Source organism: Rugamonas aquatica, assembly GCF_009380215.1.
GTDB lineage: Bacteria > Pseudomonadota > Gammaproteobacteria > Burkholderiales > Burkholderiaceae_D > Rugamonas > Rugamonas aquatica_B.
In genome coordinates this window covers 513222-538061 of sequence record NZ_WHUG01000002.1, presented here as the reverse complement: position 1 = coordinate 538061, position 24840 = coordinate 513222, and the positions used below count along the sequence as shown (strand labels likewise).

Here is a 24840-nt window from a genome sequence, read left to right as displayed (position 1 = left end):
TTCAGACGACACGCCAGTATGGCTAAATTGCAAGAAATTGTAATGATAGCCTCTGCAGGCAAAATAGTGCCGGGGTAAAATGATCGCCCGCCCTTTTCCGATCGCCGCGCATGCCCCACTCGTTCACGCTGCCCAACCTCCGTCGCGAAGCCGCCGCCCTGTGGCGCCTGGCCTGGCCCATGCTGATCGGCCAGCTGGCCACGGTGGGCATGGGCGTGGCCGACGTGGCGATGACCGGCCACGCCAGCGCCGACGAGCTGGCCGCCGTGTCGCTGGGCGCGTCGATCTGGTCCATCATCCTGGTCACGGTCAGCGGCACCATGATGGCGATTAACAGCGTGGTGGCGCACGACGTCGGCGCCGGCGAGCTGGCGCGCATCCCGCACGCGGTGCGGCAATCGCTGTGGAAGGCGCTGGGCGTAGGCGTGCTGGCGATGCTGCTGGCCAACCTGGCGACGCTGCTGTTCGAGCACCTGTACCTGACACCCCATGTGCAGCGCCAGGCCACGCTGTTCGTGCACGCTATCAGCATCGGCCTGCCGCCGTTCGCCGCCTACCGCGCGCTGTACGGCTACAGCACCAGCATCAATGAGACCAAGCCGGTGATGCTGATCGCCATCCTCGGCCTGCTGTTCAACGTCTTCGTCAACTGGCTGCTGGTGTTCGGCCACTGGGGCCTGCCGCGGCTGGGCGGGGTCGGCTGCGCGGTCGCGACCGGCCTGTGCATGTGGCTGATGCTGGCCGCCATGCTGGTCTGGATGCGCCTGGCGCCGGCCTACCGCGCCACCTACCCGTTCACCCACTGGGAATGGCCGCACTGGCCCGAGATCCGTTCGATGCTGCGGCTGGGCCTGCCGATCGGCGTGACTTACTTCGCCGAAGTCAGCGCGTTTGGCGCGGTCAGCCTGCTGGTGGCGCGCTACGGCGTGGTGCAAGTGTCGGCGCACCAGATCGCGCTGAATTTTTCGTCGCTGGTGTTCATGGTGCCGCTGAGCTTTGGCATCGGCCTGATCACCCGCGTCGGCCAGGCCGTCGGTGAAGGCAATCCGGTGCGGGCGCGCTTCGTGGCCTGGGTCGGCGTGTGGATGTCGCTGGCGTTTGCCGTGCTGTCGGCGCTGTTCATCGTGCTGTGCCGCCGGCAGATCGCCGCCGCCTACACGTCGGACGCGGCGGTGCAGGCGCTGTGCGAGCAGCTGCTGCTGTTCGCCGCCCTGTTCCAGCTGTCGGACGCCACCCAAGTCGCCACCTCGTGCGCGATCCGCGGCTACAAGGTCACGCGCCAGCCGATGCAGATCCAGCTGCTGGCGTTCTGGGGCTTCGCGCTGCCGCTGGGCTGCTGGCTGGGGCTGGCGCCGCAATGGCTGCCGTGGTCGCCGGCGCAGCCGATGGCGGCGGCCGGCTTCTGGATCGGCCTGGTGATCGGGCTGACGGTGGCGGCGGTGCTGCTGAGCTGGTCGCTGCAGCGGCTGTCGCTGGCCCGTGTGGCCGAGGGGCGGACCGGCTGAGGGGCGGACCGGTTGAGGTCCGCCGGCCGAAGCGCTACCGAAGGAAAAACGGTTTTCCTGCGCGGATTCAGAACATTGCCGTCTCGCCACAGGCGGGCCGGTCTGGTATCGTCTTGGGTTCTGATAACCAAGAGACACTCACTCCATGCGCTTCATCCTCTGCTTCCTCGCCCTGCTGGCCGGCTCCCAAGCCTCGGCCGAAAAACTGACCCTGGACCGCCTGCATTCCGACCCGTCGCTGAGCGGCCCCGGCGTGCGCAGCCTGAAAGTGTCGCCGGACGGCGCCCGCGTCACCTTCCTGCGCGGCCGCGACGACAACCAGTTCCAGCTCGATCTGTGGGAATACAACCTGAAGGACAAGACCACGCACCGCCTGGTCGATTCCAAGATCCTGGTGCCGGAAGAGAACCTGTCGGACGCCGAAAAGGCCCGCCGCGAACGCGAGCGCACCGCCAGCCTCAAGGGCATCCTCAGCTACAGCTGGTCGCCGGACGGCAAGCAGTTGCTGGTGCCGATCGCCGGCAATCTGTACCTGATCGACGCCAGCAAGCCGGACGCCGCGCGCATGGTGGCCTCGGGCAATGTGCTCGATCCTAAGATTTCGCCTAAGGGCCGCTACGTGTCCTTCGTGCGCGACCAGAACCTGTTCGTCATCGACCTGAGCACCGGCAAGGAAAAGCAGCTGACCACCGACGGCGCCGGCACCATCCACAACGGCGAAGCCGAGTTCGTGGCGCAGGAAGAAATGGGCCAGACCAGCGGCTACTACTGGGCGCCGGACGACTCCGCCATCGCCTACAAGCGCTACGACGAAGCGCCGGTGCCGGTGGTGCGCCGCTTTGAAATCTTCGCCGACCGCACCGACGTGGTCGAGCAGCGCTACCCTGCCGCCGGCGATCCGAACGTGCTGGTGCAGCTGAAGATCGTGTCGCCGACCAGCGGCGAGATCCGCAACGTCGAGCTGGGCGCCAACCCGGACATCTACCTGGTGCGCGCCGACTGGAGTTCCAGCGCCAAGGCGCTGCTGTTCCAGCGCCAGAGCCGCGACCAGAAGACGCTGGAACTGGTGTCGGTCGACGCCGCCACGCTGGCGCAGAAAGTGCTGATCACCGAAACCTCGCCGACCTGGGTCAGCATCTTCGACGACCTGCGCTTCCTGGGCAATGACAAGGGCTTCGTCTGGGCGTCCGAGCGCAGCGGCCGCAAGCACCTGTACCTGTACGACATGAACGGCAAGCTGCAGCACGCCATCACCAGCGGCGAATGGGGCATCGACCGCCTGCTGGCGCTGGACGAAAAAGGCGGCCGCCTGTTCGTGCAATCGAACCGCGACGCCGTGGTCGACAGCCAGACTTATATGCTGAAACTGGACGGCAGCAGCGCCAACAAGCCGGTGCGCATCACCCAGGGCGACGGCTGGCACGATTCCTCGTTCGCCCGCAACGGCGAAGTGTTTGTCGACACCTACTCCGATCCGGACACGCCGCCGCAGGTCAGCATCCGCCGCCCCGATGGCGCGATGATCAGCTGGCTGGAACGCAATGAGCTGAACGCTTCGCACCCGTACGGCAAATACCTGGACGCCCACCTGCACACCGAATACGGCACGCTGAAGGCCAAGGATGGCCAGACCTTGTACTACTCGATGATCAAGCCGAGCGGCTTCGATGCGTCGAAAAAATACCCGGTCTACCTGTCGACCTACGGCGGCCCGCACTCGCAGCACGTGGCGCGCAAATGGGGCAACTTCTTCGACCAGTACATGGCGCAGCAGGGCTTCGTGGTCTGGCGTCTGGACAACCGTGGTTCGTCGCGCCGCGAGCGCGTGTTCACCGACGCCAACTACCACAACCTGGGCAAGGTCGAGGTGGAAGACCAGATCACCGGCATCGAATGGCTGGGCAAGCAGAGCTTCGTCGACGCCAAGCGCGTGGGCGTGTTCGGCTGGAGCTACGGCGGCTTCATGACCTTGCGCCTGCTGGCGGAAGCGTCGGACAAGATCGCGATGGGCGTGTCGGTGGCGCCGGTGACCGACTGGTCGCTGTACGACACCCACTACACCGAGCAGTTCATGGGCACGCCGAAGGAAAACGCGGCGGGCTATGCATCGGCGGGCGTGTACTCGCATCTGGACGGCTTGAAGTCGCCGCTGCTGCTGGTGCACGGCATGGCCGATGACAACGTGCTCTTCACCAACACCACGCGCATGATCGACGCGCTGGTCAAGCGCAATGTGCACTTCGAGCTGATGACCTATCCGGGCGCCAAGCACGGCATCTCGGGACGCGGTCCGCAGCGCCATGTGTACGGCAACATCGAAGCCTTCTTCAAGAAGAACCTGATGCCTGAAACGAAGTAAAAAAAACCACGTGGCTTGGGACGGCCTTGGCCGTCTTAAGCGCACGTGGTTTTTTACGCTTAGTTGCGGTTGCCTTTAGCGATATCTTTGACGGCTTCTTGGGCGTCGCCCAGGCCTTTTTGCAGCTTGCCTTCAGCTTGCTTGTTCAGGCCCTTGGCTTGCTGCTCCGAGCTGCCGACCAGTTTGCCAGCCTCTTCCTGGATTTTGCCGCCAACTTCCTTAGCCGTACCTTTAACTTGATCCTTGTTCATGGTGAACTCCTTAGTGGGTGATGAAGCTACAGGACACGCAGCGATGTGCTGTGTGCATGGGTTCCACTATAGGCAATCGGCCGCCGAGGCTCTGTGCGCTTACGCACCCTGCACGGCAATCAGCTTTTACGCCAGACGCTGGCCAGCCAGGGCTGCTGTTCGCGCGGCAGGCCCGCCGGGCGGTAGTAATGTTGGACTGCGATAAAACCCGCTGCCAGCAAGTAACGCTCCCAGGTTTCGTAATCGTAGTAGCTGCCGTAGCGCGGGCCGTTCCAGCCTTCGCGGTTGTCGCCGCGCGGGTTGGAGCTGAACAGCACGCCGCCGGTTTTCAGCGCGGCATGCAAGTCGCGCAGCACTTGCGGCAGCGCGGCGCTCGGCACGTGGAACAACGAGGCGTTGGCATAGACGCCATCGAAAAAACCGGCAGGCAGATCGAGTTTGACGAAGTCCTGCTGCCAGGCCTCGCAGCCGCTGTAGGCGCGCGCCATCTCGACAAATCGCGCCGAGCCATCAACGCCGATCGCTTCGTGCCCCATGTCCTTGAAAGTCTTCAAATCGCGGCCGGGGCCGCAGCCCAGGTCCAGCAGGCGGTACGGCGCCGGGCCGTGTATCGCCGCCAGCAAGGCGGCGATGTTCTGGCTCACATCATGGTCGATGGTGCCGGCGAAGAATTGCTCGGCGGTGCGCTCGTAATGCTGCAGCGTGGTCTGCGTGATCTGCTCGATAGGGTCGTCGGGTTCCATGCCGCCAGTATATACGGCGGGTGCGAAATTCGGCCTGTGCGGCATTCGTGCTCGTTTGGATGTCTCGTTCTGTCTCGTTTTGACTCGTTTGAACTTTGTGCAGCGCACAAGATCTAACGAGACAGAACGAGACAAAACACGACACAACGAGCAAGGAGAACGAGCATGAATGCCGCACAGACCCGTGAGCTAACTTACCAGACCCGCACGCGGTCCTTCGGTGCAAGGTACAAGGTCTGCCCCGGCTGTACATTGAAGGCCTGATACCACGCATCCATATTGCGGACGGTGGCCGTACGCCACTTGTCCGGCGCATGGCCGTCGGTCAGGATCGCGCGGCGCAGCGCCGCTTCGCGCGACTTCTCGCGCCAGCTCATCGCATAGCCGATGAAGAACTGCTGGTCCGCCTCCGCCGCCGCGCTCTGCTTGGACAGCGTGGCCCGGTAAGCATCATGCGATGCCGCCAGACCGGCCAGATCGGCCAGGTTCTCGCTCAAAGTCTGCTGACCGTTGATCGCCAGATCCGGGAACGGCTTGTACGCCGAATACTGCGCCGCCAGCGCCGCCGAAGCGCGCTTGAAATGTTTGCCGTCGGCCGCCGTCCACCAGTCGCGCAGACGGCCTTTGGAATCGAACTGCGCCCCCTGGTCGTCGAAGCTGTGGCTGATCTCGTGGCCGATGGTCGCGCCGATGCTGCCATAGTTCACCGCGTCGCTGGCCTGCGGATCGAAGTACGGCGCCTGCAGGATCGCCGCCGGGAAGTTGATGGCGTTCTGCATCGGCATGTTGACCGCGTTGACCAGCTGCGCCGGCATGCACCACTCGCCACGATCCACCGGCTGCTTCAGCTTGGCCAACTGCTGCTGCGTGTGCACGCGTTCCGAGCGCAGCAGATTGCCCAGCGCATCGTCCGGCGTCACTTCCAGCTGCTCGTAGCTGGCCCACTTGTCCGGATAGCCTATGCCCACGTACAAGGTCTTGAGCTTGGCGTGCGCTTCCAGCTTCGTGGCCGGGGCCATCCACGCCAGCTGGTCGATGCGGGCATGGAAGGCGTCGACGATCTTGCCCACCATCTGCTGCAAGCGCTGCTTGGACTCGGGCGGGAAATACTTGGCGACATACACCTTGCCCAGCGCATCGGGCATGGCCATGTTGACGGCGTTCAGGCTGCGTTTCCAGCGCACCGATTGCTCCGGCGTGCCGTTCAGCGTGCGGCCGTAGAAATCGAAGTGCTGCTCGGCCAGCGCCTTGGGCAGCGCGCTGCTCACACGGTTCACGCTGTGGAAGGCGAGGAAATCCTTCCACGTTTCCAGCGGCACCGACTGCACCAGCCTGGCCGCGCCCACCACCGCGCCCGGATGCCAGACGATGAATTTTTTCTGCTCACCCAGACCGGCGCTGGCAAAGAAAGCCTTCCAGTCCAGCCCCGGCGCCTTGCGCGCGAAATCGTCGGCGTTCCAGTTGTTGTTCGCCTTCAGCACGTCGGACGACACTTCGCGGCTGGCGTGCGCCATGGCGATGCGGCGTTCCAGTTCGAACACGCGGGCGGCGCGCGCATCGGCGTCGGCGATGCCGGCCAGCTTGAAGGTGGCGGCGATGTGCGCCTGGTACTGGCCGCGCAGCTTTTTCATAGCCGGTGCGTTGTCCAGATAGTAGGCGCGGTCCGGCATGCCCAGCCCGCCTTGCAGCAGGTAAGGCGTGTAGTGTTCCGAATCTTTCAGGCCCTGCGCGATCCACAGGCCGAACAGATTCTCGGTGAAGAAGTTGGTGGCGTTGAGCGGGTCGACATCGGCCCGCAGCGTGCCGCCCAGCGCCTTGGCCAGCTCGCCCTTGTCGCGGATGGCGGCGATCTGTTGCAGCAGCGGTTGCAGCGGCGCCAGGCCCTTGGCTTCGATGCCGGCTTCGTCCATGAAGCTGGCGTAGAAGTCGGCGATTTTTTTCGCCTCGGCGTCGGCCGGCTGCGCCGCCATCGCTTCGATCAATTTGACGAGGCGCTGATTGGTGTCCTCGATCAGCGCGTTGCCCACGCCCCAGCCGCTGCGGTCGGCCGGAATCTCGACGCTGTTGAGCCAGTCGCCGTTGACGTAGTCGAAGAAATCGTCGCCCGGCAGCACGGCGGTTTTGGTGGCGGCGGCCGGCGGCGCGGCGACGGCCGGCTCGGCGCGCAGCGGCGCGGCCAGCATCAGGGTGGCGCAGACGGCCAGGCGTAAAGCGGTAGCGGATGGGTGCATAAAAGTCCCTTGATAATGGATCTGGTTGGATGACAGGCGTGATACGCCAGCCTGCACTCTATCGTCTGCGCATGCACGCCGCCGCCGGTTTGCGACGAACGGCGGATTCCGCGGAACAGAAGGTCGCTACACGGCAGAAAAGAGACGCTCCCCCAGCAAAATTGCTTCATTCATTTTACAAATCGCTATATAGTTAGCCTATAGCAACGCGCTAACCACCCAGGAGATAAATATGAAACTTGATGCCCTGTTCCAGAATCCAACTGCGTTGCCCACCGCGCCTAAAGTCGTGGAAGAGCTGATCAGCAGTTTCGACAAGGCCAGCGTCTCCACCGAAGAGATCGCGAAGAAATTGTCGACGGACCCGGTGCTGAGCGCCAAGCTGCTGCGACTGGCCAACTCGGCCTACTACCATGTCTCGCGCAGCATCGGCACGGTGGAAGATGCGGTGCTGATGCTCGGCTTCGTCACCGTGCGCACGCTGGTCATCAGCTCCGGCCTGGTCAGCGGCTTCAAGACCGTGCCCGGTCTCGACCTCAAGCAATTCTGGCGCTACAGCCTGCACACCGCCGTCTGCGCCAAGTGGATCGCCAAGAAAACCAAGGAAAACACCGACCTCGCTTTCACCATCGGCATGATGCACGCCATCGGTCAGCTGGTGATCCACTCGGCGATGGCCGAACAGGCGATGGCGCTGGATAAAGTGGCCGGCCCGATGGACGCGCGCCGCCTGGACGCCGAGCAAGCCTCGTTCGGCTTCACCTTCGCCGATGTCGGCGCCGAACTGGCCAAACGCTGGAAATTCCCGCTCACCTTCTCGGAAACCATCATCGCCTTCCCGGAACCGCACCACAACGGCGAGCTGAACCGCCTGGCCGCCGTGGTCTCACTGGCCGCCTGGCGCGCCCGCGTCGAGCAGGCCCAGCTGAGCGACGAGGAAATCGCCGCCTGCTACCCGGCCGACCTGGCCGAGGAACTGGGCCTGGACGACAACGCCCTGATCGACGACATGCCGCCGCCGGACGAGCTGAGCGCGGGCCTGGAGGAGCTGGTCAAATAAGCCAGCTTGCCTGAACAGCCACAAGAAAAGCCGCAGGTTACGCACCGCGCGGCTTTTTTTTTCGATTTTTTCAAATATTTTTTCAAAACACCCTAAAGTTCCCATTGAAGGCGACGTTAATCAGGACATGCGGTAATCCGTTTAACTAGCCAGGGTGAGAACATGACCTCCACCGAAGTCCTCTCGATGTACGAAAACATTGCCGGTTTGACCAATCAGATGGCCGCCGCCGCACGTCTGGGAGACTGGGACGGCCTGAACCGCCTGGAAGCACAATGCGCCACCGAAGCCCGCGCAGCCGGCAACGGCACGCCAGCACTGAGCGGCGCCCCGCGCCTGCGCAAGATCGACCTGCTGAAACAAATCCTGGCCAACGACCGCGAAATCCGCGACGTCACCGAGCCATGGCTGAACAACGTTCCCGGCATGGCTCGCCAATAAGCATTACCCCCACTGCCCCAAGCGCCTCCCCGGCGCTTTTTTTTCGTCCGCATCAAACGTCAAGGGCCGGATCCCTGACGAGATCCGGCCCTGTTTTACCGCTGCCGCCCCGCGGCGCGGAATCAGGCGCCCAGCGCCACCCGCAGCGACAGCGCGATACCCTGCGCCGCCTTGGTGATCTCATCCAGCGAAGGGAAGCTAGGCGCGATGCGGATATGGCTGTCCTTAGGATCGTTACCATAAGGGAAAGCCGCACCGGCCGGCGTCAGCGTGATGCCGGCTTCCTTGGCCAGCGCCACGGTGCGCTTGGCCGAGCCTTGCGGCGTGACCAGATCGATGAAGTAGCCGCCCTGCGGACGGGTCCACGACACGCCCGGCACCTCGCCCAGATAGTGCTCGAACTGCGCCAGCACCGCTTCGAACTTCGGCTTCAGCAGCAGGCGGTGCTGTTCCATCAGCGCCTCCACCGTCGCCACATCCTTCAGCAGGCGCACGTGGCGCAGCTGGTTGATCTTGTCCGGGCCGATGCTGCGGATGCCCGCATGCTTGGTCCACCACGCGATATTGGCCGGCGACGCCGCCAGCGCCGCGATGCCCGAACCGGCCCACGTCACCTTCGACGACGACGCGAACACGATCGCGCGGTCCGGGTTGCCGGCCTGGGCGCAGGCGTCCAGGATGTTCGCCACTTCCAGCTTCTGCTCGCCCAGATGGTGGAAGCGATAGGCGTCGTCCCACATCAGGCGGAAGTCCGGCGCGGCGGTCTTCATCGCCGCCAGCCGGGCCACCACGGCGTCGGAGTACACCACGCCGCCCGGATTGCTGTACTTCGGCACGCACCACATGCCCTTGATGCTGGCGTCCTCGGCCACCAGTTTTTCCACCAGGTCCATGTCCGGGCCGGCTTCGGTCATCGGGATGTTAATCATCTTGATGCCGCGCGCCTCGCAGATGGCGAAGTGGCGGTCGTAGCCCGGCACCGGGCACAGGAAAGTCACCGGCTCGCGCACCCACGGCGCATTGCCGGGCGTGCCGTTGAGCAGGCTGTAGATAATCACGTCGTGCATCAGCGACAGGCTGGCGCTGCTGTCGACCACCACCTGGGCGGCCGGCACGTCCAGCAGCTTGCCGAACAGCTCGCGCGCTTCCGGCAGGCCGATGGTGCCGCCGTAGTTGCGGCCGTCGGTACCGTCGACGGCTTTGTAGCCGTCCAGCGACGCCATCAGGGCGTTCGACAGATCCAGTTGCTCGGGGGCTGGCTTGCCACGGGACATGTCCAGCTTCAGGCCGAGTTGCTTGAAAGCTTGGTATTGCTCGTGATGCTGAGACGGGAGATCTACTGCGGTCATAAGGCTCTTTCAGGGATGGTGGGAATATAGGCGTCGAATACTATACCCCAGAACGTCCCGCTTGGATAAGAGCCGGCAGTTATATGCTTATTACCGTTCCACCATTGATTCCGGCGTGACTTCGTGCAGTGGCGGCGCCTCCACCGGGGGCGCTTCCTCGGCGGCGGGCTTTTTCTTGCGGAATCCTTGCCAGATTTTCAATGGCCCGCTGCCGCGTTTCTTGCGCAGATAGAAGTAGCCGCCGGCGCCGAGCAGCAGCGCCAGCACCCCGGCGCCGGCGCCGAGCAGCGGCAGATTGCTGGAAGGCTGCTCCGGCGGCTTTTCCTTTTTGTACTTCAGCTTGGGCAACACGCGCACCTTCTTGACCGGCGCCGACGCCTCAGCCGCCGACGCCGCAGATGCCGCCTCGCCAGCCGAGGCCGACGCGCCATGCTCATCGGCATGCCCCTCGGCGCCTTTGGCCGCCGCCGAGCCATGCTCAGCCGACGCAGACGCGGAATGTGCCGCCGATGCCGCTGGCGCACTCGATGCCTCCGACGCAGCCGATGCAGCCGGAGCAACTGATGCTGCGTGCGCCGCAGAAGCCGCCACGGCATGCCCGGTAGCCGGACCACTTGCAGCTCCGCCATGCGCGCTCGAAGCCGCCGGCTGCGCAGCCCCACTGGCCGCCCCGCCCTTCGCCGCCAGCGCGCCCTGCAGCACTTTCACCTTGTCCTCCAGCTCAACCAGCTTGCTGGACAACTCCACACTATGCGTATCCAGCACCGCGCATTCCTTCGCGCTCATGCCGGACGGTGTACAAGCCGCCGGAGCCGCCGGCCGCTTCACGCCCTTAGGCAACGGCAACGGAGGCAAGGGCAACAAAGCCTGCGCCACTCCCAGCGGCACACCGCCATCAGCCTGCGCCGCCTCGCCACTAGCCGCGGGCTTGGGCGGCACGGAACGCACCGCCGGCCGCCGCGTGGCCGCGGGCGCAGGCGCGGGCGCCGTCCTCAAGCCGCCCGGCTCGCCCACCTCCGACTCATGCGCCGACGGCATCGGCGCCGGCCGCGTCCGGTCGCGCACAGGCGCCGGCGCCGGATCAACCGGAGCAGACGCCGCCACCTCAGCCGCCTTGGCCGCCCGAGCCTGCGCTGCCATCTGCGCCGCCGTCAACACCGGCGCCGCCAACGGCAACGGCGCCGGATTCGGATCCGGCTGCAACCACACCGTCGCCGCGCGCACGTCATGACGCCCGGCAGCACTCAGCTCCAGGAACAAATGGACATATTCCGCATCGATATTGCGGGTCGTCGTCAGATGCAGGAACTGGCGCCCGTCGCGCCGCACCACCGACATATGAACGCTGGCCAGCGCCGGATTCATCGTAATGCTGGCGCCGCGGAACACATCCGGCTGCGCCAGCCGCACCTGCAGCGCCGACACCTCGTCCGGCGCCAGCTGCACCAGCTCGATATCCGCCGACAAGGGCTGGCCGATGAACGAACGCACCGCCACCTCCCCCAGTTCCGCCGCCGAAGCGGCAGCCGCCAGCGACAGCGCGCCGGCGCAAGCAAAGATCAAGGTCAGGAATGGTGTGCGCTGCATGTTGTGGTCGCTTGGTCGCGAATTCTAAAAGTGTATCAGCTATAACGGCTGAATTTCCCGGTTTTGTAGCCCTAGGTTAATTTTTCCAGACTGCGCTACACTAGAAAGCACTTAGCAAACGCACATGATTGCCTAACCGCGCAGAGGAAAAACCATGAACACCAGAAGTGAACGTGACAGTTTTGGCCCGATCGACGTCCCCGACCACCAGTTGTGGGGCGCGCAAACCCAGCGCTCGCTGGAGCATTTCCACATCTCCACCGAACGCATGCCGCTGGAGCTGATCCACGCGCTGGCCAGCGTCAAGCGCGCCGCCGCCCGCGTCAACCTGGACCTGGGCCTGCTCGAAGGCGCCAAGGCCATCGCCATCACCCAGGCCGCCGACGAAGTGCTGGCCGACAAGCACCCGAGCGAGTTCCCGCTGGCCGTGTGGCAGACCGGCTCCGGCACCCAGTCGAATATGAACATGAACGAAGTGCTGGCCAACCGCGGCTCCGAGCTGATGGGCGGCGTGCGCGGCGAAAGCCGCAAGCTGCACCCCAACGACGACGTCAACAAAGGCCAGTCGTCGAACGACATCTTCCCCACCGCCATCCACGTCGCCGCCGCGCAGGCGCTGGCCAACACCGTGCTGCCGGCGCTGCGCCAACTGCGCGACAGCCTGCACGCCAAGGCCGACGCCTTCGCCGACATCGTCAAGATCGGCCGCACCCACCTGCAGGACGCCACGCCGCTGACGCTGGGCCAGGAATTCTCCGGCTACGTCGCCCACCTCGACTTCGCCGAGCGCGCCATCAGCACCGCCCTGCCCGGCGTGCTGCAACTGGCGGCCGGCGGCACCGCCGTCGGCACCGGCCTCAACGCGCACCCCGAATACGCCCACCGCATCGCGGCCGAACTGGAGCACACGCTGGCCCTGCCCTTCCGCAGCGCCGACAACAAATTCGCCGCGCTGGCCGGCCACGACGCCCTGCTGCTGGCCCACGGCGCGCTGAAAACCCTGGCCGCCGCGCTGATGAAAATCGCCAACGACGTGCGCTGGATGGCGTCCGGCCCGCGTTCGGGCCTGGGCGAAATCACCATCCCTGAAAACGAGCCGGGCAGCTCCATCATGCCGGGCAAGGTCAACCCGACCCAGTGCGAAGCCGTCACCATGCTGTGCTGCCAGGTATTCGGCAACGACGTCGCCATCACCATGGGCGGCGCCTCCGGCAACTTCGAACTGAACGTCTACAAGCCGCTGATCGCCCACAACTTCCTGCAAAGCGCGCGCCTGCTGGCCGACGGCATGCGCAGCTTCGAAGAGCATTGCGTGCACGGCATCGAACCCAACCGTGGCCGCATTGCCGAGCTGATGGAGCGTTCGCTGATGCTGGTGACGGCGCTGGCGCCGCACATCGGCTACGACAAGGCCGCCACCATCGCCAAGCAGGCGCAGCACGAAGGGACAACGCTCAAGCAAGCGGCGCTGGCGCTGGGTTACGTCAGCGCCGAGCAGTTTGAACAGTGGATTGTGCCGCTGGACATGACCCGTCCGGGCACCTGAGGCTAGAAGCCGTACGAGTAGCGGACGCCGGTCAGCCAGTCCGGCCGCGCGTTGGCGTCGTGGCCGGGATTGACGCGCCACATCACGGCGCCGGTCAGCTTGCCCATGCGGCCATCGCGGCCAAACATGGTGGTGTAGCCGATCTCCAGATCGCGCTCGGTGGCGGTCGGCCGCAGGTTCAGCGTCGGCGCGCCGAAGGCCGGTGCGCCGGGGTCGCCGTTCTGCGGCGACGCGCCGCTGTATTGCAGCGTGCCGGTCCTCACCTTGGCCGGCACCGACAGGGTGATCGCCAGGCGGTCGTGACTGTTGAACACCTGGCGCGTCGACAAGCCCATGCTGTAGGCCACGGTGCGCACCGACGATACCTGCGCGATCAGGCTGTCAGGATTGCCGATGCCTTCGGTGCGGCCATAGGACGCCATCAACATCAGCGCGCTGCGCGAACTGAGCGCATAGCCGAGCGAGAGCGAGGTGAAGGTGGTGGTGGGACGGGTGTTCATGGCCAGCGCCGGCGACTGCTGCGAACCCAGCGCCGAACCGGTCTCGCGCAAAATACCGATGGTCACGATGCCGACCGCGCGCCCCATTTTCTTTTCAAAATCCGCGCTGGTGAGGAAACGCTTGCTGTGTTCGTTAAGCACCGGCCCCAGCGGATCGAGCAAGGTCAGATTGCCCGGCAAGGCGCCGAAATGCAGGTGCGGCCCGCCGTTGTAGCCGGCGCCGTAGCGCGGCGTGCTATCGCCCTGCAACTGCTCGCTGAGCGCGGACTGCCGGTCCGCCGCCTCGAACAACAGCGATGAATTGGCCCGCTTTTCAAACGCGGTCGGCAATCGTTGGGGGGAAAAAGGGTCGGATGCAGCGGCGCTCACCAAACCGGAAAGCGGGCAAAGCAGGACGGCCAGGGGCCAGATGAGCTTATTCATGATGCAACTCGCTGAGGGCAAATCATGCTGCACAAATATTCAGCAGTTAACTCAGGATAGCAACTTTTTTTCTCAACGGCAATCTGAACCGTGAGGTATTCGTCGAGTAAACTGCGGCCCTGTCGGAATGCCGCTACACTACTGAAAGTAAGCAGCAGAGCCGATTTCACATCATAGCAACAGAGGATAAAATGCAGAGAGTAAGTTTTGAATTGAGCGGGGAATTTGTTGAGTTAAATCAGTTGTTGAAGCTGGTGGGACTGTGCGACAGCGGCGGCGCCGGCAAGATGATGGTTGCCAGCGGCACCGTCAAAGTGGACGGCAAACAAGAGTTGCGCAAGACCGCCAAGATCCGCGCCGGCCAGCAAGTGACCGTGGGCGACATCCGCATCAGTGTTGACGGAGTGTGATTTAGTCTTGCATTTGAGCAATAATAGCCTAAGCTGAGGTCATGCGGGGTTGCGCGTTTGATCGAGCGCAAACCGGCGGACCTGACCATCGCTATATTGGGATAGCCCGCCAGCCGGCTTTTTCAACTTTTTACGACCAGGGGAACGTCATGGACGATCCTGCCAATAACATGCAAACGCAGGAACGCCTGCTCGACGATCTTCGGCAGGTGATTGAAAACGCCGAAGAACTGCTGAAGAACACCGGCCAGTACCACGGCGTGCTCTATCAGGCGGCCCGCGCCAAGCTGGCGCAGGCGCTGCTGACCGCCACCGAGGAACTGGCGCGCTTCGAAAACGTCCAGCTCGACCGCATGATCGAGCTGACCGCCGCCGCCAACCGCCTGCACAAGGACCTGACCGGCGAGGCCAAGCTGCTGCGCGCCTTCAGGCCGACTTAACGGCGTCGCGCCAGCCACGCATCGAGCGACACCTTGCCCGGGCCGAAGGCCACCAGCACCAGCAGCATCGCACCCCAGTAGAAATGGTCGTTGATCGCGGCCGGGCATTCAAAGCTCAGCAGCTGCGGATACGAAATCACCGCCATCGCGTTCACCAGGAACAAGGCCAGCGCCGCCGGCCGCGACGCCAACCCCACGAACAGCAGCACCGGCAGCACCAGCTCGCCGGTCGCGCCCGCGTAGGCCGCCAGTTCGGGCGGCAACAGCGGCACCATGTACTCGTCGCGGAACAGCGCCAGCGTCGCGCTCCAGTCGCTGACCTTGACCATGCCAGCCTTGAAGAATTGCCAGCCCACATAGCAACGCAGCGCCAGGCTCATCAGGGAACCGCCCCACGCGGTCAGTGCCGCGTCGTAGCGGGATAATTGTTGGTGCAGTCCGAGGATAGTTTTCATCATTGCGCTTTCAAAATTAGTTAGTCGCCGTTAGACGTCTATCCTGACAATCAATGCGAAATCTATCCATTGCTGCAAATTGGCGGCGAAGTCGTAGTCTTCGTCAAGCTCGAAGGCAGCGTCCAGCGCCGCGCCGAACTCGCCTCCCGCCGCCAGCACCGACAGCGCCGCGTGGCTGGCCGCGCTCAGCGGCAGGACCTGGGTTTTCCAGTGCGGGCGCGTCACCAGTCCATAGCTGGGCAGCGCCAGCTCGGGCGGAAACGCCACCTCACCATCGGCCTGGTGCGCCTGCCACAGCGGGATCACCGCCCACGCCGAGGCCAGCAGCGTGCATGCCGGATGCAACTGCAAGCGCGCCGCCTCCACCTGCTCCGGCGACAGCGCCGCCATCTGCTGCGCCGTCACGCCTTCCGCCGACGGCGCGTAGTGAGCGCGGTGCAGGGTCCACTCCAGCGTTGCCATATCGGGCAGATACGGATAGTCGGCCACGTGCGGGAAGGCGCGCAGGAAGTCGGCGAAGTGCGCGCCAAAGCGATTCAGGTCGCCGCTGTCCGACGGCTGCGCGCGGCCGTAGGCTTGCGCCAGGCCGCCGAAGAATTCCTCGCCCACCAGCATCTGGATCACCGGATAAGCCGCGCCCAGCGTTTTGCCCCAGGTCGCGCTCAGGTTGCCGCGATACAGGGCGTAGCGATGCTCGCTGTGTTCGCCTTTGAATTGCGCCAGCGCCGCCGGCGCCAGCACGGCATCGAACAAGCCGGCGGCGAACGCCTGCTGATCGGTGGCCAGCGTCAGCGTGGCCTCCAGTTCGTCCGCCGTGGCGACCGCAGTGGCCGATGCCGTGGCCAACTCTGCTGCCGAGGCAGGCCACGGCACAACCGCCGCATGACGACGCTGCAATGCCTCAGCCTTGCCCGCCTCGCCCAGCAGCACGTCGAGCTCGGGAATATCGGTATCCCACTCGATCAGCGTCGGCACCGCGCCGAAGCGCTGCAAGGCCGCCTCGTACAGGCGCCATACCGGCTCAGCCACCGTATCGCCATGGTGGTCGATCACCGCTTGCGGCGTCACCAGATGGCCGGCCAGATGCATCTCGCCCACCATGTCGGGCCGGATCGCGGCCAGCGCAGCCAGCGCGTCCTCGCCGTGGTTGCATTGATTGACGTACAGATTATTGATGTCCAACAGCAGCCCGCAACCGCTGCGCGCCGCCAGCTCGGCCATGAACTCCGCCTCGCTCATCGAGTCCCGATGGAAGCGCACATAGGTCGACACATTCTCCAGCAGCAGCTGGCGCTTCAGCGTGTCCTGCACGCGGCCGACGCGCGCGCACAGCAGGTCGAGCGCGGCCCGGTCCAGCGTCAGCGGCAATAAATCGTTGAGCTGCCGGTCGCCGACGGCGCCCCAGCACAGGTGTTCGGACACCAGCATCGGTTCGGCGCGCTCGACCAGACTGCGCACGCGTTCAAGATGATGTTCGGAGAACCCGCGCGCCGAGCCCAGTCCCAGGCCGACACCATGCAGGCTGATCGGGTAATCGCGCCGCAATTGCTGCAGCACGTGCCAGTCCCAGCCGGCTTGATCGAGATAATTTTCGGTATGAACTTCGAGCCAGGCGGCGCGCGGCCGCTGCTCGACAAACTGCCGGTAGTGCGGCGCCCTCAGCCCCACGCCCACGCCCGGCAACTGCTGCGCTGGACGTGGCAAGGACATGGCTCCGCGACCGGCTGCGCTGATTACTTGGCTGGCGCTGCGGTTTTGCCGCCGGCTTTTTCGCAAGTGCCCTTGGCGACATATTTCCACTCGGCGGCGCCGTTGTCGGTCTTCGACTGGCCGGCGCAGGAGTGCGAGCCATTGGCCGAGGCGCAATCGTTCTGGCCGGCTTTGGCGATGCCGAAGCATTTCTCTTTTTCAGCGGCGGCCGACGCGGTCGCGGCGGAAGCGGTGCCGACGGAAGCGGCGCATACGGTGGCCAGGGCGGCGGCGATCAGGGCTTGACGTTTGTTCATGGTAAGTCTCCTCAGTGGAAAGTTAAGTTTGATGTGCAACGCAATCGTCTGCAACTGTACGGTAGTCGGCCAACAAGGGTCCAGCCTTACAGGTTTTTTTAAAATATTTTCGCAAGACCCCGTAAGCAGACGCAGCGTACCAGCATTAACGGATATACGCATCATTCTGTTGACTGGATTCAGATGAGGAAGTTCATCGGGCGCAGCAACGCGCCGACACGCTGCGCACCGGTCGGCGCGCAGGCGGGGAGATGCGGAGCCGAACGGGCCGCAGCGATGCCGGTCAGGCAGTCGTGTTGATCGTGTTGCCGAGATGCGAAGGCAGATTCGGCGCCGACGGCACCGGTGGAATCGCCTCGATCAGGGCAGCGGCGCTCGACGCCTGGATATCCTGGGCTTTTTTCAACACAGCGATGCCAACGGCCTGCTTGGTGCCGGTGTCAGCGATCGTGGTTGCTGCTTGAGCAATACCTGAAACGTCCATGTGATTCTCCAGTAAGGCGTATCACTTCTTTTACGGACGTTACGCGCGTAACTTTAGGCGTTCGATGAAACTTTTTTCAAATAATCGCCCAGCCAGGCCAGCACCGCCTGCGGCTGGTTCAAATCCAGCCAGGCCACCGACGGCGGCAAGTCCGGCGGCAGCGGCTGGTCGGAGGCGACCGCGATCACCAGCGGATCGTGCGGATACAGCGGCGGCTTGCCGGAGGCGGGCCGGTAGACCTCCAGCTTGGCGATCGGATAGGCCTTGAAGCCTTCCAGCAGGGTCAGGTCGGCGGGCGCCAGGCGGTCCAGTTGCTCGTCCAGCGACGGCTCGGGGGCGCCGCGCAGTTCGCGGATGATCGCCATCCGGAACGGCGACGCCACCATCACCTCGGCGGCGCCGGCCATGCGCAGGCGGGCGCTGTCCTTGCGTGGCGGCTCCAGTTCCAGGTCGTGGTGGCTGTGCTTGATGACATTGACCTTCAAGCCCTGCCCTGCCAGCCCGGCGATGAGAAACTCCAGCAGCGTCGTCTTGCCGCTGCCCGACGTCCCGGTGATCGCCAGGACAGTGCGCTTGCGCGCGGGAATTTCTCTCTGCATTGCCTACCTCTCCACGACATCTTGTTGCCGCCATTATACGCAGCAACATCGTGGCAGGCCGGGGGCTTACTCGTCGTTCAGGGCCTTGAACGGTTCGACGCGCGAGCTGCGCGCGCCCAGCAACAGCAAACCGAGGCTGATGGCGGCGGCGACATAAGTGCCGGTGTCCTGCTGGGCCGACGGCGTCTGCTCGGCGGCATGGGCGCGGGGGACGGCGAAGGCGGCGGCTATCAACAGAGGCAGCAATTTCAGGTATTTCATCGTGTTTCCCGTGCATGTATGTCAATGATAGAAAAATATCATGCACACATGACGGGCCTGTGACAGCTTTCAATACGGAACGCGGTAGCGATAACCCTTGAAACTGAATACCGCCTCGCGCGGCTGCAGTTTTTCCAGCATCAGCCCGGGCGCGACTTCCTCGCCTTCGTGGCGCAGGATCTTGTCGATCAACAACAGGCGGTCGGCAGGATTCTTGGAATAAATGTAGCCGCCGACAGTCACGTGCGGGATCGAACGCTGTATCGGCTCCGGCAGGTCGCGCAGGTTCTGGACCGGCTCTTCCGGCGCGGCGACCGGTTTGACCGGCTTGTCGGCCGCCACCGCCGGCGCAGGTGCGGGCGCCTCTTCGGCCACCGGCTGCGGACGCGGTTCGGGGGTGACGGTGGCTACCGGCGGCGGCAAGGCGGCGACCAACGGAGCGCCCCCGGCCTGCGCCGGCACGGCAGCTGGCGCAGCTGCGGCAACAGGGGGCGCCACCGGTCCGCCCGCAGCGACGGCAACCGTCTGCCGGGCGACAGCCGGCGGCTGTTGCTGCGCCGGGCGCAACACCAGCGCCAGCAGCACCACGATCACCACGCCCATCGCCAGCGCCGCCAGCACCAGCGGCCTGCTCAAAGCGCTGCCGGCCGCCTTGCGATCCGTCCCGTGCAACGCGGGTGCGTGCAGCGTCGGCGCGCTGCCCAGTTGACGTTCCGCCTGCGCCTTCTTCAGCGCTTCCAAAATGTAAGACATATTATTCCCCTGCTCCCGCCATGCTGCCGGCGTTCGCGCGGGCCAGCAGACGCGGCTCCTGCACGCCGCCCAGCTGATACAGCCGGATGAAAGTTTTCGGACCGGCCACGCCGTCCGCCTTGAGATGCTGCTCGGTCTGGAAATCGGTCAGGCGCGCGCGCAGGCCTGCGCTCAGCGGCTGATCGTCCTGCGGCTTCTTCAGGCCATAGATTTGCGCCAGCCGCCGCGCCAGCCAGTCCACGTCCGGCCCGTGATCGCCGCCCGAGACTTCATCCCGCCAGCTGCGCGGCGCGCGCCAGAAGGTCGTGAACTCGCCGCCGAAGCGCGCCGCCAGCGCATCCAGGCTAATACTCTGCGGCTTGCCGCCGGGCGCGACGATGGTTGCGCTGCGCTCGTCCATCGCCGTCAGCAGCACGTAGTTGGCGGCGATGGGATCGTCGTGCAGCGTCAACATCGCCGGGCGATCCAGCAGGCGCAATTCGGCGATACCGCCCCTGACCTGCAAGCAGCGCAGATTCAAGCGGGCCGCCGTCGGACAAGGCTCGCCGTCCGGCAGCGCCAGACCCCAGATCGCCGCCAACTGACGCAAGGCCGCCGCGCTGCCGCCAACCGCCGCCGTGGCAGGCGCAGGCACAGGCGCCGCCGCTGCAACCGACGGCGCAGCAGCAACCGCGCTGACCACCGGCTTCGCCGGTGCCGTAGCCGCCTGCGCAGCCGGCTTGAAGCCCGGCGCAGCCAACTGCCAAGCCGCCGCACTCAGCACCACCCCGGCCAGCACGCCTGCCGCCACCAGCGGCCAACGCGCGCCGCCGAGGGCCATCTTGCGCTCCCCGCCGATCACCGCATCCGGCCGGGCAAACACTTCCGCCGCCGCCTTGCGCAGGATGTTGCGCGTCACCTGCGGCTGATTCTCCACGTACGCGCCCAGCAAAGCCCGGTCGCACAGCAGATTGATGCGACGCGGCACGCCCTTGGCCAGACTGTGCACCAGCCCCATCAACCGACGCGGAAACGGCGCAATCGCCGCCGCGCCCGCCACCGCCAGCCGATGCTCGATATACGCCCCGGTCTCCGCCTCGCTCAGCGAGCCCAGGTGGTAGCGCGCAATCACCCGCTGCGCCAGCTGCTCCAGCTCCGGCCGCGCCACCATCGCCCGCAGCTCCGGCTGGCCGATCAGGATGATCTGCAACAGCTTGCGCTCGCTGGTCTCCAGATTGGTCAGCAGGCGCAGCTGCTCCAGCACTTCCGCCGACAAATTCTGCGCCTCATCGATAATCAGCACATTGTTGCGCCCCTGCGCGTGACTGGCCAGCAGATAGGCATTGATCGCATCCACATAACCCTTGACGCTGACCGCCCCCGCACCCGGCGGCGCCAGCGCGATGCCGAACTCGTCGCAGATCGACAGCAGCAGCTCCTCCACCGACAGCTTGGGATTGAAGATGTAGGCCAGCTTGCAGTTCTCGGGGATCTGCTCCATGAAACAGCGGCACACGGTAGTCTTGCCCGCGCCGATCTCGCCGGTCAGCAGCACGAAGCCGCCGCCGCTGCCCACGCCATACAGCAGATGCGCCAGCGCCTCGCGATGGCGTTCGCTCATGAACAGGTAACGGGGATCGGGCGCGATGGAAAACGGCGACTGCTTCAGATTAAAGAAATGCGTGTACATGAAGGCCCTGGCAAAGCGCTACTTCAAGCGCTGGCGTACCGGCGGCGGCTGCACCGGCGGCAAGGGCTTGAACTTGGCGCAGTAAATCTTGGATTTGGTATCGAAATACACGATGCGGCTGGCCGGCTTGGCTTCGCGCACCGGATAGGCCGAGCTATCGATTCTCGCATAATGCAAGCCAACCTGGCGAATGATGGCCTGCTCCAGTTCCTCCGGCTTGGCCTCGGCCACGGCGCCGACGAAGATGTAGGTGCTGGTATCGTCGCTGACCATGACCTCGGAAATCGCCGTGCCCCACAGGTTGGCGCCATCGGTCTTGAACCAGTAGGCGCCGCCGTCATGCTTGTACGCCGGGCCGAAAGCCTTCAGCAGATAATCGTAGTAGTACAGGTTGTCGGTCTGGTCGCGGCACAGCAGGCCGTTGCCGATGATGGTGCCAAAGGTGGTCGGCACCGCCTGGGCGCCGGCGGCGCAGCAAGCGGCGGCCGCGGCGGCAGCCAGGGCGCCGCGCAGCATGCACAGGAAGGACGGCATTATAATTTTTGCAGCCAGGACCGGTTGGCGCTGATGCGCGCCTTGGCCGTGGCCGGAAGGGCTTCGTAACAGCCAGGATATTGTTTCAAGGCGCTTTCCCGAATTTCCTTCTGCAAGCCATTAATCAAAAAAATATACAGCACCGAGCCGTCGCCTGTATTTCTGGTTCCCATATACCTGATCATGTGCGCTCCTTTGACCCCGGCAATACGTATTTGCGTTCATTATGACATTAACGGTAGCCGCGTACCGAAGTTGAATCACGGTTCAGCACCGTTTTTTTGCAGTTGATCCCCCCGTTCCGCGCGTCCATCCCATTCCGCGCGCCCGCCGCCCGGATTTGCCCTATCGTTCAATCCTCGCCACTTCCCATAATCGAGATAAAAATGAAGCAGACGATCAAACATACCGCGCTGGTTTCCGCCCTGATGGTGGCATCCCTGGCCAGCGTCGCCGCCCGGGCCGACAGCAAGCAGGACGACACCATCGGCACCGAAACCCGCACCGTAGCGGCCTTCAGCAGCATCGCCATCAGCGGCCCGTTCCGCGTGATCGTCACTTCGCAGCCGGGCAACAGCATCGAACTGTCCGGCCTGCGCCGCAAGTTTGCCGAAATTGAGACGTCGGTCAGCGGCGACACCCTCACCGTGCGCCAGCCGCGCAACAAAACCAAGGGCTGGAACTTCGTCTTCAACTGGGGCAAGGACAGCAAGCCGCCGATGACCATCCGCATCAGCGCGGCCGGCCTGAAGAGCCTGCGCAACTCCGGCAGCGGTGATGTTGATCTGCAACAGTTCCAGGGCCAGCAGCTGTCCTTGACCTCGGAAGGACCGGGCGACGTGCACGCCAGCGGCAGCGTGCGCGACCTGACGGTCACCGCCTCCGGCAGCGGCGACGTCGACCTGCGCACATTGAAAGCAGCCAGCCTGAACCTGGTGATGAGCGGCCCCGGCGACGTCAACGCCGGCGGCATGACGCAGGATGTGAACCTGGCCGTCAGCGGCTCGGGCGACCTCGACATCGACGACCTGCACGCCGGCAAGATCAACGCCGCCGTGCGCGGGCCGGGTTCGGTGTCGCTGCACGGCAGCAGCAAGGAAATCCGCGCCGAAGTATCGGGCTCGGGCGACCTGGAAGCGTGCTCGCTGAACACCGAAGCGGCCAGCGCCATGCTGCGCGGCCCGGGCGAAGCCTGCCTGGCCGGCGCCATCAAGAAATTCGATGCGGAAGTGCACGGCTCGGGCGACCTGACGGTGCGCGGCCTGCAAGCGCCGACCGCGCGCGCCCTGCTCAGCGGGCCGGGCAATATGAATCTGTCCGGCAGCGTGGGCGTGCTCAGCGCGGAAGTCAGTGGTTCGGGGGACCTGGAAGGGCAAGCGCTGCAGGTGGAGCGTGCCGTCACGCGCAGCCGGGGGCCGGGCAACATCTTCCTGAACAAGATCAGCGACGCGCTTGATGCCGAGCTCAGCGGCTCGGGCGATTTGAACGCCACGGCGGCGTGCAAGAACGTCAAGCTGAACATGCACGGCCCTGGCGAGGTCAAGCTCGAAGGCAAGACTGACAGCCTGGTCGCACAGCTGAGCGGATCCGGCAACCTGAACGCGCGCCAGCTGTGGACCAGCCAGGCCGACGTCAAGGTGAGCGGCCCCGGCAACGCCACCGTGAACGTCGCCAACAAAGCCATCACCTACGACCGCAAAGGCATGAACCAGCGCAACTAAGCCGGCGTCCTTCCCGCGCAGGCGGGAATCCATACTTCGCGTCCGTAACCGGCTCGGTATGGGTTCCCGCCTGCGCGGGAACGACAACGTTTAATCGAAGCAGAGGCGCTTCTTGGTGGCGGCGATCAGTTTCTCGTCGTACGGATGCAGGTTTTCGACAAACAGCAATTCCGTCTCATCCGGCTCTTCCAGACACATCGCCAGCATCATCGGACCATCCTCCATCCGCCCGATGAAATGCTTGGGCCAGCGGTTCTTGCGGTTCGCCTTCATCACTTCCATCCCCAGCTTGGCCAGCGGCGCCTTCACGCCGGCAGCCAACGCCTCCTTCTGCCAGTCGTCCCAGTAATCGTTCATCATCTTGCTTTCAAAAGTGCACTAAAGCCATAGTGTACTCCCTCGACCACGTTCCCTACCAAATGCAGACCAAAGTGGCATGCAAATACGACACCCGACCACTTCCCGCAAAATTCATCAATCAGCAATAAAAACAACAACTTACAAATACATTCCAAGTCGACAACGCCAGTCCACTTCAATATTTTATAATACCAGTTAAATACCTGTTGACAAGCTGGTTTGCCAAACATATAGTGCCCCTCAACACGGGGTATCCCGGCACGGAATTCTCAGATAATCATGATCGAATTTTTAATCGGCGTTGACGGCGGCGGCACTGGCACCCGAGTACGCCTGGCCCGCACCGACGGCGTAGAACTGGCCGAAGGCGTCAGCGGCCCATCGGGCCTGATGCACGGCATCGCCAACGCCTGGGCCTCCGTCGAGGACGCCACAGCCATGGCCTTCCGCGCCGCCGACCTGGAACTGCCCGGCAAGGACAAGATCGCCATCGGCCTCGGCCTGGCGGGCGTGCACAACCGCGCCTGGGCGGCCGAATTCGTCGCCGCCAATCCCGGCTACGCCCGCGTGGCGCTGGAAACCGACGGCCACACCACCGTGCTCGGCGCCCATCGCGGCCAGCCGGGCTCCATCATCGCCCTCGGCACCGGCAGCGTCGGCGAAATCAAACGCGCCGACGGCGTCCACGTCGAAGTCGGCGGCTGGGGCTTCCCCGCCGGCGACGAAGCCGGCGGCGCCTGGATCGGCCTGCGCGCCGTCAACCACGTGCAGCAGGTGCTGGACGGCCGCATGCCGGCCTCCCCCTTCAGCGCCGACCTGGCGCAAGCCTGCGGCGGTGGCCGCGACGCGCTGCAGAACTGGCTGGCCAAGGCCACGCAAACGCAATATGCGCAACTGGCGCGCATCGTGCTGCAGCACGGCGAATCGAACGACACCGCGCGCGCCATCCTGCTCGAAGCGGGCCGCCAGGTGGAATTGATGGGCAACGCGCTCGACGCCGGCGGCAAGCTGCCGATCGCGCTGTGCGGCGGACTGGCGGCGCCGTTGCGCCCCTACCTGCCGGTCTCGATGTTGAAGCGGATCGTCACGCCGCAAGGCGATTCCGCAGCTGGTGCCTTGCGGCTGATCCAACAACGTCTGAAGGAGTAAGCCT

26 protein-coding genes are annotated in these 24840 nt (G+C 64.6%); 9 read left to right on the top strand and 17 right to left on the bottom strand.

Annotated features, from left to right (window positions below):
* The first annotated feature begins 110 nt into the window (after window positions 1-110).
* Together GEV02_RS06650 and GEV02_RS06645 are read left to right on the top strand one after the other, a co-directional pair.
* Window positions 111-1505 carry an MATE family efflux transporter gene (locus tag GEV02_RS06650; RefSeq protein WP_152837281.1) on the top strand — a complete coding sequence of 465 codons (1395 nt, stop codon included), beginning with the start codon at window positions 111-113 and terminating at the stop codon, window positions 1503-1505.
* Window positions 1506-1650: 145 nt separating this feature from the next.
* Window positions 1651-3864, top strand: a complete 2214-nt coding sequence (locus GEV02_RS06645) for a S9 family peptidase (protein ID WP_152837280.1) — start codon at window positions 1651-1653, stop codon at window positions 3862-3864.
* Window positions 3865-3923: 59 nt separating this feature from the next.
* On the opposite strand, the gene GEV02_RS06640 is transcribed toward GEV02_RS06645, so the two are convergent.
* The 3 genes from GEV02_RS06640 to GEV02_RS06630 all read right to left on the bottom strand — a co-directional run bounded on the left by GEV02_RS06640 (window position 3924) and on the right by GEV02_RS06630 (window position 7089).
* Complete coding sequence (locus GEV02_RS06640; protein ID WP_152837279.1) at window positions 3924-4115, bottom strand: CsbD family protein; 192 nt, start codon at window positions 4113-4115, stop codon at window positions 3924-3926.
* 119 nt (window positions 4116-4234) lie between these two features.
* A complete protein-coding gene (locus tag GEV02_RS06635) occupies window positions 4235-4858 on the bottom strand; it encodes a class I SAM-dependent methyltransferase (RefSeq protein WP_152837278.1) in 624 nt (207 codons plus the stop codon).
* Between the two features lie 194 nt (window positions 4859-5052).
* Complete coding sequence (locus GEV02_RS06630) at window positions 5053-7089, bottom strand: M13 family metallopeptidase (RefSeq protein ID WP_152837277.1); 2037 nt, start codon at window positions 7087-7089, stop codon at window positions 5053-5055.
* Window positions 7090-7321: 232 nt separating this feature from the next.
* Here GEV02_RS06630 and GEV02_RS06625 point away from each other — a divergent pair, with 232 nt between their 5' ends.
* Both GEV02_RS06625 and GEV02_RS06620 read left to right on the top strand, forming a co-directional pair.
* Window positions 7322-8149 carry an HDOD domain-containing protein gene (locus GEV02_RS06625; protein WP_152837276.1) on the top strand — a complete coding sequence of 276 codons (828 nt, stop codon included), beginning with the start codon at window positions 7322-7324 and terminating at the stop codon, window positions 8147-8149.
* Between the two features lie 162 nt (window positions 8150-8311).
* Window positions 8312-8590: a flagellar protein FliT gene (locus tag GEV02_RS06620; protein WP_152837275.1), complete on the top strand. Its 279-nt coding sequence runs from the start codon at window positions 8312-8314 to the stop codon at window positions 8588-8590.
* Window positions 8591-8712: 122 nt separating this feature from the next.
* Here the strand turns inward: GEV02_RS06620 and GEV02_RS06615 are convergent, their stop codons facing one another.
* Window positions 8713-9939 carry an aminotransferase class I/II-fold pyridoxal phosphate-dependent enzyme gene (locus GEV02_RS06615; protein WP_152837274.1) on the bottom strand — a complete coding sequence of 409 codons (1227 nt, stop codon included), beginning with the start codon at window positions 9937-9939 and terminating at the stop codon, window positions 8713-8715.
* A gap of 90 nt (window positions 9940-10029) precedes the next feature.
* Entirely contained in the window at window positions 10030-11526 is a 1497-nt protein-coding gene (locus tag GEV02_RS06610) for a type IV pilus assembly protein FimV (protein ID WP_152837273.1), read from the bottom strand.
* 154 nt (window positions 11527-11680) lie between these two features.
* On the opposite strand from GEV02_RS06610, the gene fumC reads away from it, so the two are divergent.
* The gene (gene fumC, locus GEV02_RS06605; RefSeq protein WP_152837272.1) at window positions 11681-13072 is read left to right on the top strand and encodes a class II fumarate hydratase; all 1392 of its coding nucleotides are present in this window, start codon (window positions 11681-11683) and stop codon (window positions 13070-13072) included.
* A gap of 2 nt (window positions 13073-13074) precedes the next feature.
* On the opposite strand, the gene GEV02_RS06600 is transcribed toward fumC, so the two are convergent.
* Complete coding sequence (locus tag GEV02_RS06600; RefSeq protein WP_152837271.1) at window positions 13075-13995, bottom strand: hypothetical protein; 921 nt, start codon at window positions 13993-13995, stop codon at window positions 13075-13077.
* A gap of 191 nt (window positions 13996-14186) precedes the next feature.
* On the opposite strand from GEV02_RS06600, the gene GEV02_RS06595 reads away from it, so the two are divergent.
* Together GEV02_RS06595 and GEV02_RS06590 are read left to right on the top strand one after the other, a co-directional pair.
* On the top strand, window positions 14187-14405 hold the full coding sequence (locus tag GEV02_RS06595; protein ID WP_008446085.1) for an RNA-binding S4 domain-containing protein: 219 nt from the start codon (window positions 14187-14189) through the stop codon (window positions 14403-14405).
* Between the two features lie 149 nt (window positions 14406-14554).
* Window positions 14555-14845 (top strand): DUF883 family protein, encoded by a 291-nt coding sequence (locus GEV02_RS06590; RefSeq protein ID WP_070361578.1) that lies wholly within the window; start codon window positions 14555-14557, stop codon window positions 14843-14845.
* On the opposite strand, the gene GEV02_RS06585 is transcribed toward GEV02_RS06590, so the two are convergent.
* The 10 genes from GEV02_RS06585 to GEV02_RS06540 all read right to left on the bottom strand — a co-directional run bounded on the left by GEV02_RS06585 (window position 14842) and on the right by GEV02_RS06540 (window position 21791).
* Window positions 14842-15300 (bottom strand): DoxX family protein, encoded by a 459-nt coding sequence (locus GEV02_RS06585; RefSeq protein ID WP_152837539.1) that lies wholly within the window; start codon window positions 15298-15300, stop codon window positions 14842-14844. The genes GEV02_RS06590 and GEV02_RS06585 overlap by 4 nt on opposite strands.
* Window positions 15301-15330: 30 nt before the next feature.
* Entirely contained in the window at window positions 15331-17010 is a 1680-nt protein-coding gene (bufB, locus tag GEV02_RS06580) for an MNIO family bufferin maturase (protein WP_152837270.1), read from the bottom strand.
* A 23-nt stretch (window positions 17011-17033) separates the two neighbouring features.
* On the bottom strand, window positions 17034-17306 hold the full coding sequence (locus tag GEV02_RS06575) for a BufA1 family periplasmic bufferin-type metallophore (protein ID WP_152837269.1): 273 nt from the start codon (window positions 17304-17306) through the stop codon (window positions 17034-17036).
* A gap of 283 nt (window positions 17307-17589) precedes the next feature.
* Window positions 17590-17790 (bottom strand): YjfB family protein, encoded by a 201-nt coding sequence (locus GEV02_RS06570; RefSeq protein ID WP_152804488.1) that lies wholly within the window; start codon window positions 17788-17790, stop codon window positions 17590-17592.
* 53 nt (window positions 17791-17843) lie between these two features.
* On the bottom strand, window positions 17844-18389 hold the full coding sequence (mobB, locus tag GEV02_RS06565) for a molybdopterin-guanine dinucleotide biosynthesis protein B (protein ID WP_152837268.1): 546 nt from the start codon (window positions 18387-18389) through the stop codon (window positions 17844-17846).
* 66 nt (window positions 18390-18455) lie between these two features.
* Window positions 18456-18650: a hypothetical protein gene (locus GEV02_RS06560; RefSeq protein ID WP_152837267.1), complete on the bottom strand. Its 195-nt coding sequence runs from the start codon at window positions 18648-18650 to the stop codon at window positions 18456-18458.
* A gap of 69 nt (window positions 18651-18719) precedes the next feature.
* Entirely contained in the window at window positions 18720-19403 is a 684-nt protein-coding gene (locus tag GEV02_RS06555; RefSeq protein WP_152837266.1) for a general secretion pathway protein GspB, read from the bottom strand.
* Between the two features lies 1 nt (window position 19404).
* Window positions 19405-21072, bottom strand: a complete 1668-nt coding sequence (locus GEV02_RS06550; RefSeq protein ID WP_152837265.1) for an ExeA family protein — start codon at window positions 21070-21072, stop codon at window positions 19405-19407.
* Between the two features lie 18 nt (window positions 21073-21090).
* Complete coding sequence (locus GEV02_RS06545) at window positions 21091-21606, bottom strand: hypothetical protein (RefSeq protein ID WP_152837264.1); 516 nt, start codon at window positions 21604-21606, stop codon at window positions 21091-21093.
* Entirely contained in the window at window positions 21606-21791 is a 186-nt protein-coding gene (locus GEV02_RS06540) for a hypothetical protein (protein WP_152837263.1), read from the bottom strand. Before GEV02_RS06540 ends, GEV02_RS06545 begins: the two co-directional genes overlap by 1 nt.
* Before the next feature lie 201 nt (window positions 21792-21992).
* On the opposite strand from GEV02_RS06540, the gene GEV02_RS06535 reads away from it, so the two are divergent.
* Window positions 21993-23327: a head GIN domain-containing protein gene (locus GEV02_RS06535; RefSeq protein ID WP_152837261.1), complete on the top strand. Its 1335-nt coding sequence runs from the start codon at window positions 21993-21995 to the stop codon at window positions 23325-23327.
* 90 nt (window positions 23328-23417) lie between these two features.
* Here the strand turns inward: GEV02_RS06535 and GEV02_RS06530 are convergent, their stop codons facing one another.
* Entirely contained in the window at window positions 23418-23687 is a 270-nt protein-coding gene (locus GEV02_RS06530) for a hypothetical protein (protein ID WP_008446060.1), read from the bottom strand.
* 279 nt (window positions 23688-23966) lie between these two features.
* Here GEV02_RS06530 and GEV02_RS06525 point away from each other — a divergent pair, with 279 nt between their 5' ends.
* Window positions 23967-24836, top strand: coding sequence for a BadF/BadG/BcrA/BcrD ATPase family protein (locus GEV02_RS06525; RefSeq protein ID WP_152837259.1), 870 nt, complete (start codon window positions 23967-23969; stop codon window positions 24834-24836).
* Window positions 24837-24840: the final 4 nt, after the last annotated feature.

Coding starts and splice junctions, on each gene's coding strand:
- GEV02_RS06650 (WP_152837281.1), top strand. CDS start 111: ATGCCCCACTCGTTCACGCTGCCCAACCTCCGTCGCGAAGCCGCCGCC.
- GEV02_RS06645 (WP_152837280.1), top strand. CDS start 1,651: ATGCGCTTCATCCTCTGCTTCCTCGCCCTGCTGGCCGGCTCCCAAGCC.
- GEV02_RS06640 (WP_152837279.1), bottom strand. CDS start 4,115: ATGAACAAGGATCAAGTTAAAGGTACGGCTAAGGAAGTTGGCGGCAAA.
- GEV02_RS06635 (WP_152837278.1), bottom strand. CDS start 4,858: ATGGAACCCGACGACCCTATCGAGCAGATCACGCAGACCACGCTGCAG.
- GEV02_RS06630 (WP_152837277.1), bottom strand. CDS start 7,089: ATGCACCCATCCGCTACCGCTTTACGCCTGGCCGTCTGCGCCACCCTG.
- GEV02_RS06625 (WP_152837276.1), top strand. CDS start 7,322: ATGAAACTTGATGCCCTGTTCCAGAATCCAACTGCGTTGCCCACCGCG.
- GEV02_RS06620 (WP_152837275.1), top strand. CDS start 8,312: ATGACCTCCACCGAAGTCCTCTCGATGTACGAAAACATTGCCGGTTTG.
- GEV02_RS06615 (WP_152837274.1), bottom strand. CDS start 9,939: ATGACCGCAGTAGATCTCCCGTCTCAGCATCACGAGCAATACCAAGCT.
- GEV02_RS06610 (WP_152837273.1), bottom strand. CDS start 11,526: ATGCAGCGCACACCATTCCTGACCTTGATCTTTGCTTGCGCCGGCGCG.
- fumC (WP_152837272.1), top strand. CDS start 11,681: ATGAACACCAGAAGTGAACGTGACAGTTTTGGCCCGATCGACGTCCCC.
- GEV02_RS06600 (WP_152837271.1), bottom strand. CDS start 13,995: ATGAATAAGCTCATCTGGCCCCTGGCCGTCCTGCTTTGCCCGCTTTCC.
- GEV02_RS06595 (WP_008446085.1), top strand. CDS start 14,187: ATGCAGAGAGTAAGTTTTGAATTGAGCGGGGAATTTGTTGAGTTAAAT.
- GEV02_RS06590 (WP_070361578.1), top strand. CDS start 14,555: ATGGACGATCCTGCCAATAACATGCAAACGCAGGAACGCCTGCTCGAC.
- GEV02_RS06585 (WP_152837539.1), bottom strand. CDS start 15,300: ATGAAAACTATCCTCGGACTGCACCAACAATTATCCCGCTACGACGCG.
- bufB (WP_152837270.1), bottom strand. CDS start 17,010: ATGTCCTTGCCACGTCCAGCGCAGCAGTTGCCGGGCGTGGGCGTGGGG.
- GEV02_RS06575 (WP_152837269.1), bottom strand. CDS start 17,306: ATGAACAAACGTCAAGCCCTGATCGCCGCCGCCCTGGCCACCGTATGC.
- GEV02_RS06570 (WP_152804488.1), bottom strand. CDS start 17,790: ATGGACGTTTCAGGTATTGCTCAAGCAGCAACCACGATCGCTGACACC.
- mobB (WP_152837268.1), bottom strand. CDS start 18,389: ATGCAGAGAGAAATTCCCGCGCGCAAGCGCACTGTCCTGGCGATCACC.
- GEV02_RS06560 (WP_152837267.1), bottom strand. CDS start 18,650: ATGAAATACCTGAAATTGCTGCCTCTGTTGATAGCCGCCGCCTTCGCC.
- GEV02_RS06555 (WP_152837266.1), bottom strand. CDS start 19,403: ATGTCTTACATTTTGGAAGCGCTGAAGAAGGCGCAGGCGGAACGTCAA.
- GEV02_RS06550 (WP_152837265.1), bottom strand. CDS start 21,072: ATGTACACGCATTTCTTTAATCTGAAGCAGTCGCCGTTTTCCATCGCG.
- GEV02_RS06545 (WP_152837264.1), bottom strand. CDS start 21,606: ATGCCGTCCTTCCTGTGCATGCTGCGCGGCGCCCTGGCTGCCGCCGCG.
- GEV02_RS06540 (WP_152837263.1), bottom strand. CDS start 21,791: ATGATCAGGTATATGGGAACCAGAAATACAGGCGACGGCTCGGTGCTG.
- GEV02_RS06535 (WP_152837261.1), top strand. CDS start 21,993: ATGAAGCAGACGATCAAACATACCGCGCTGGTTTCCGCCCTGATGGTG.
- GEV02_RS06530 (WP_008446060.1), bottom strand. CDS start 23,687: ATGATGAACGATTACTGGGACGACTGGCAGAAGGAGGCGTTGGCTGCC.
- GEV02_RS06525 (WP_152837259.1), top strand. CDS start 23,967: ATGATCGAATTTTTAATCGGCGTTGACGGCGGCGGCACTGGCACCCGA.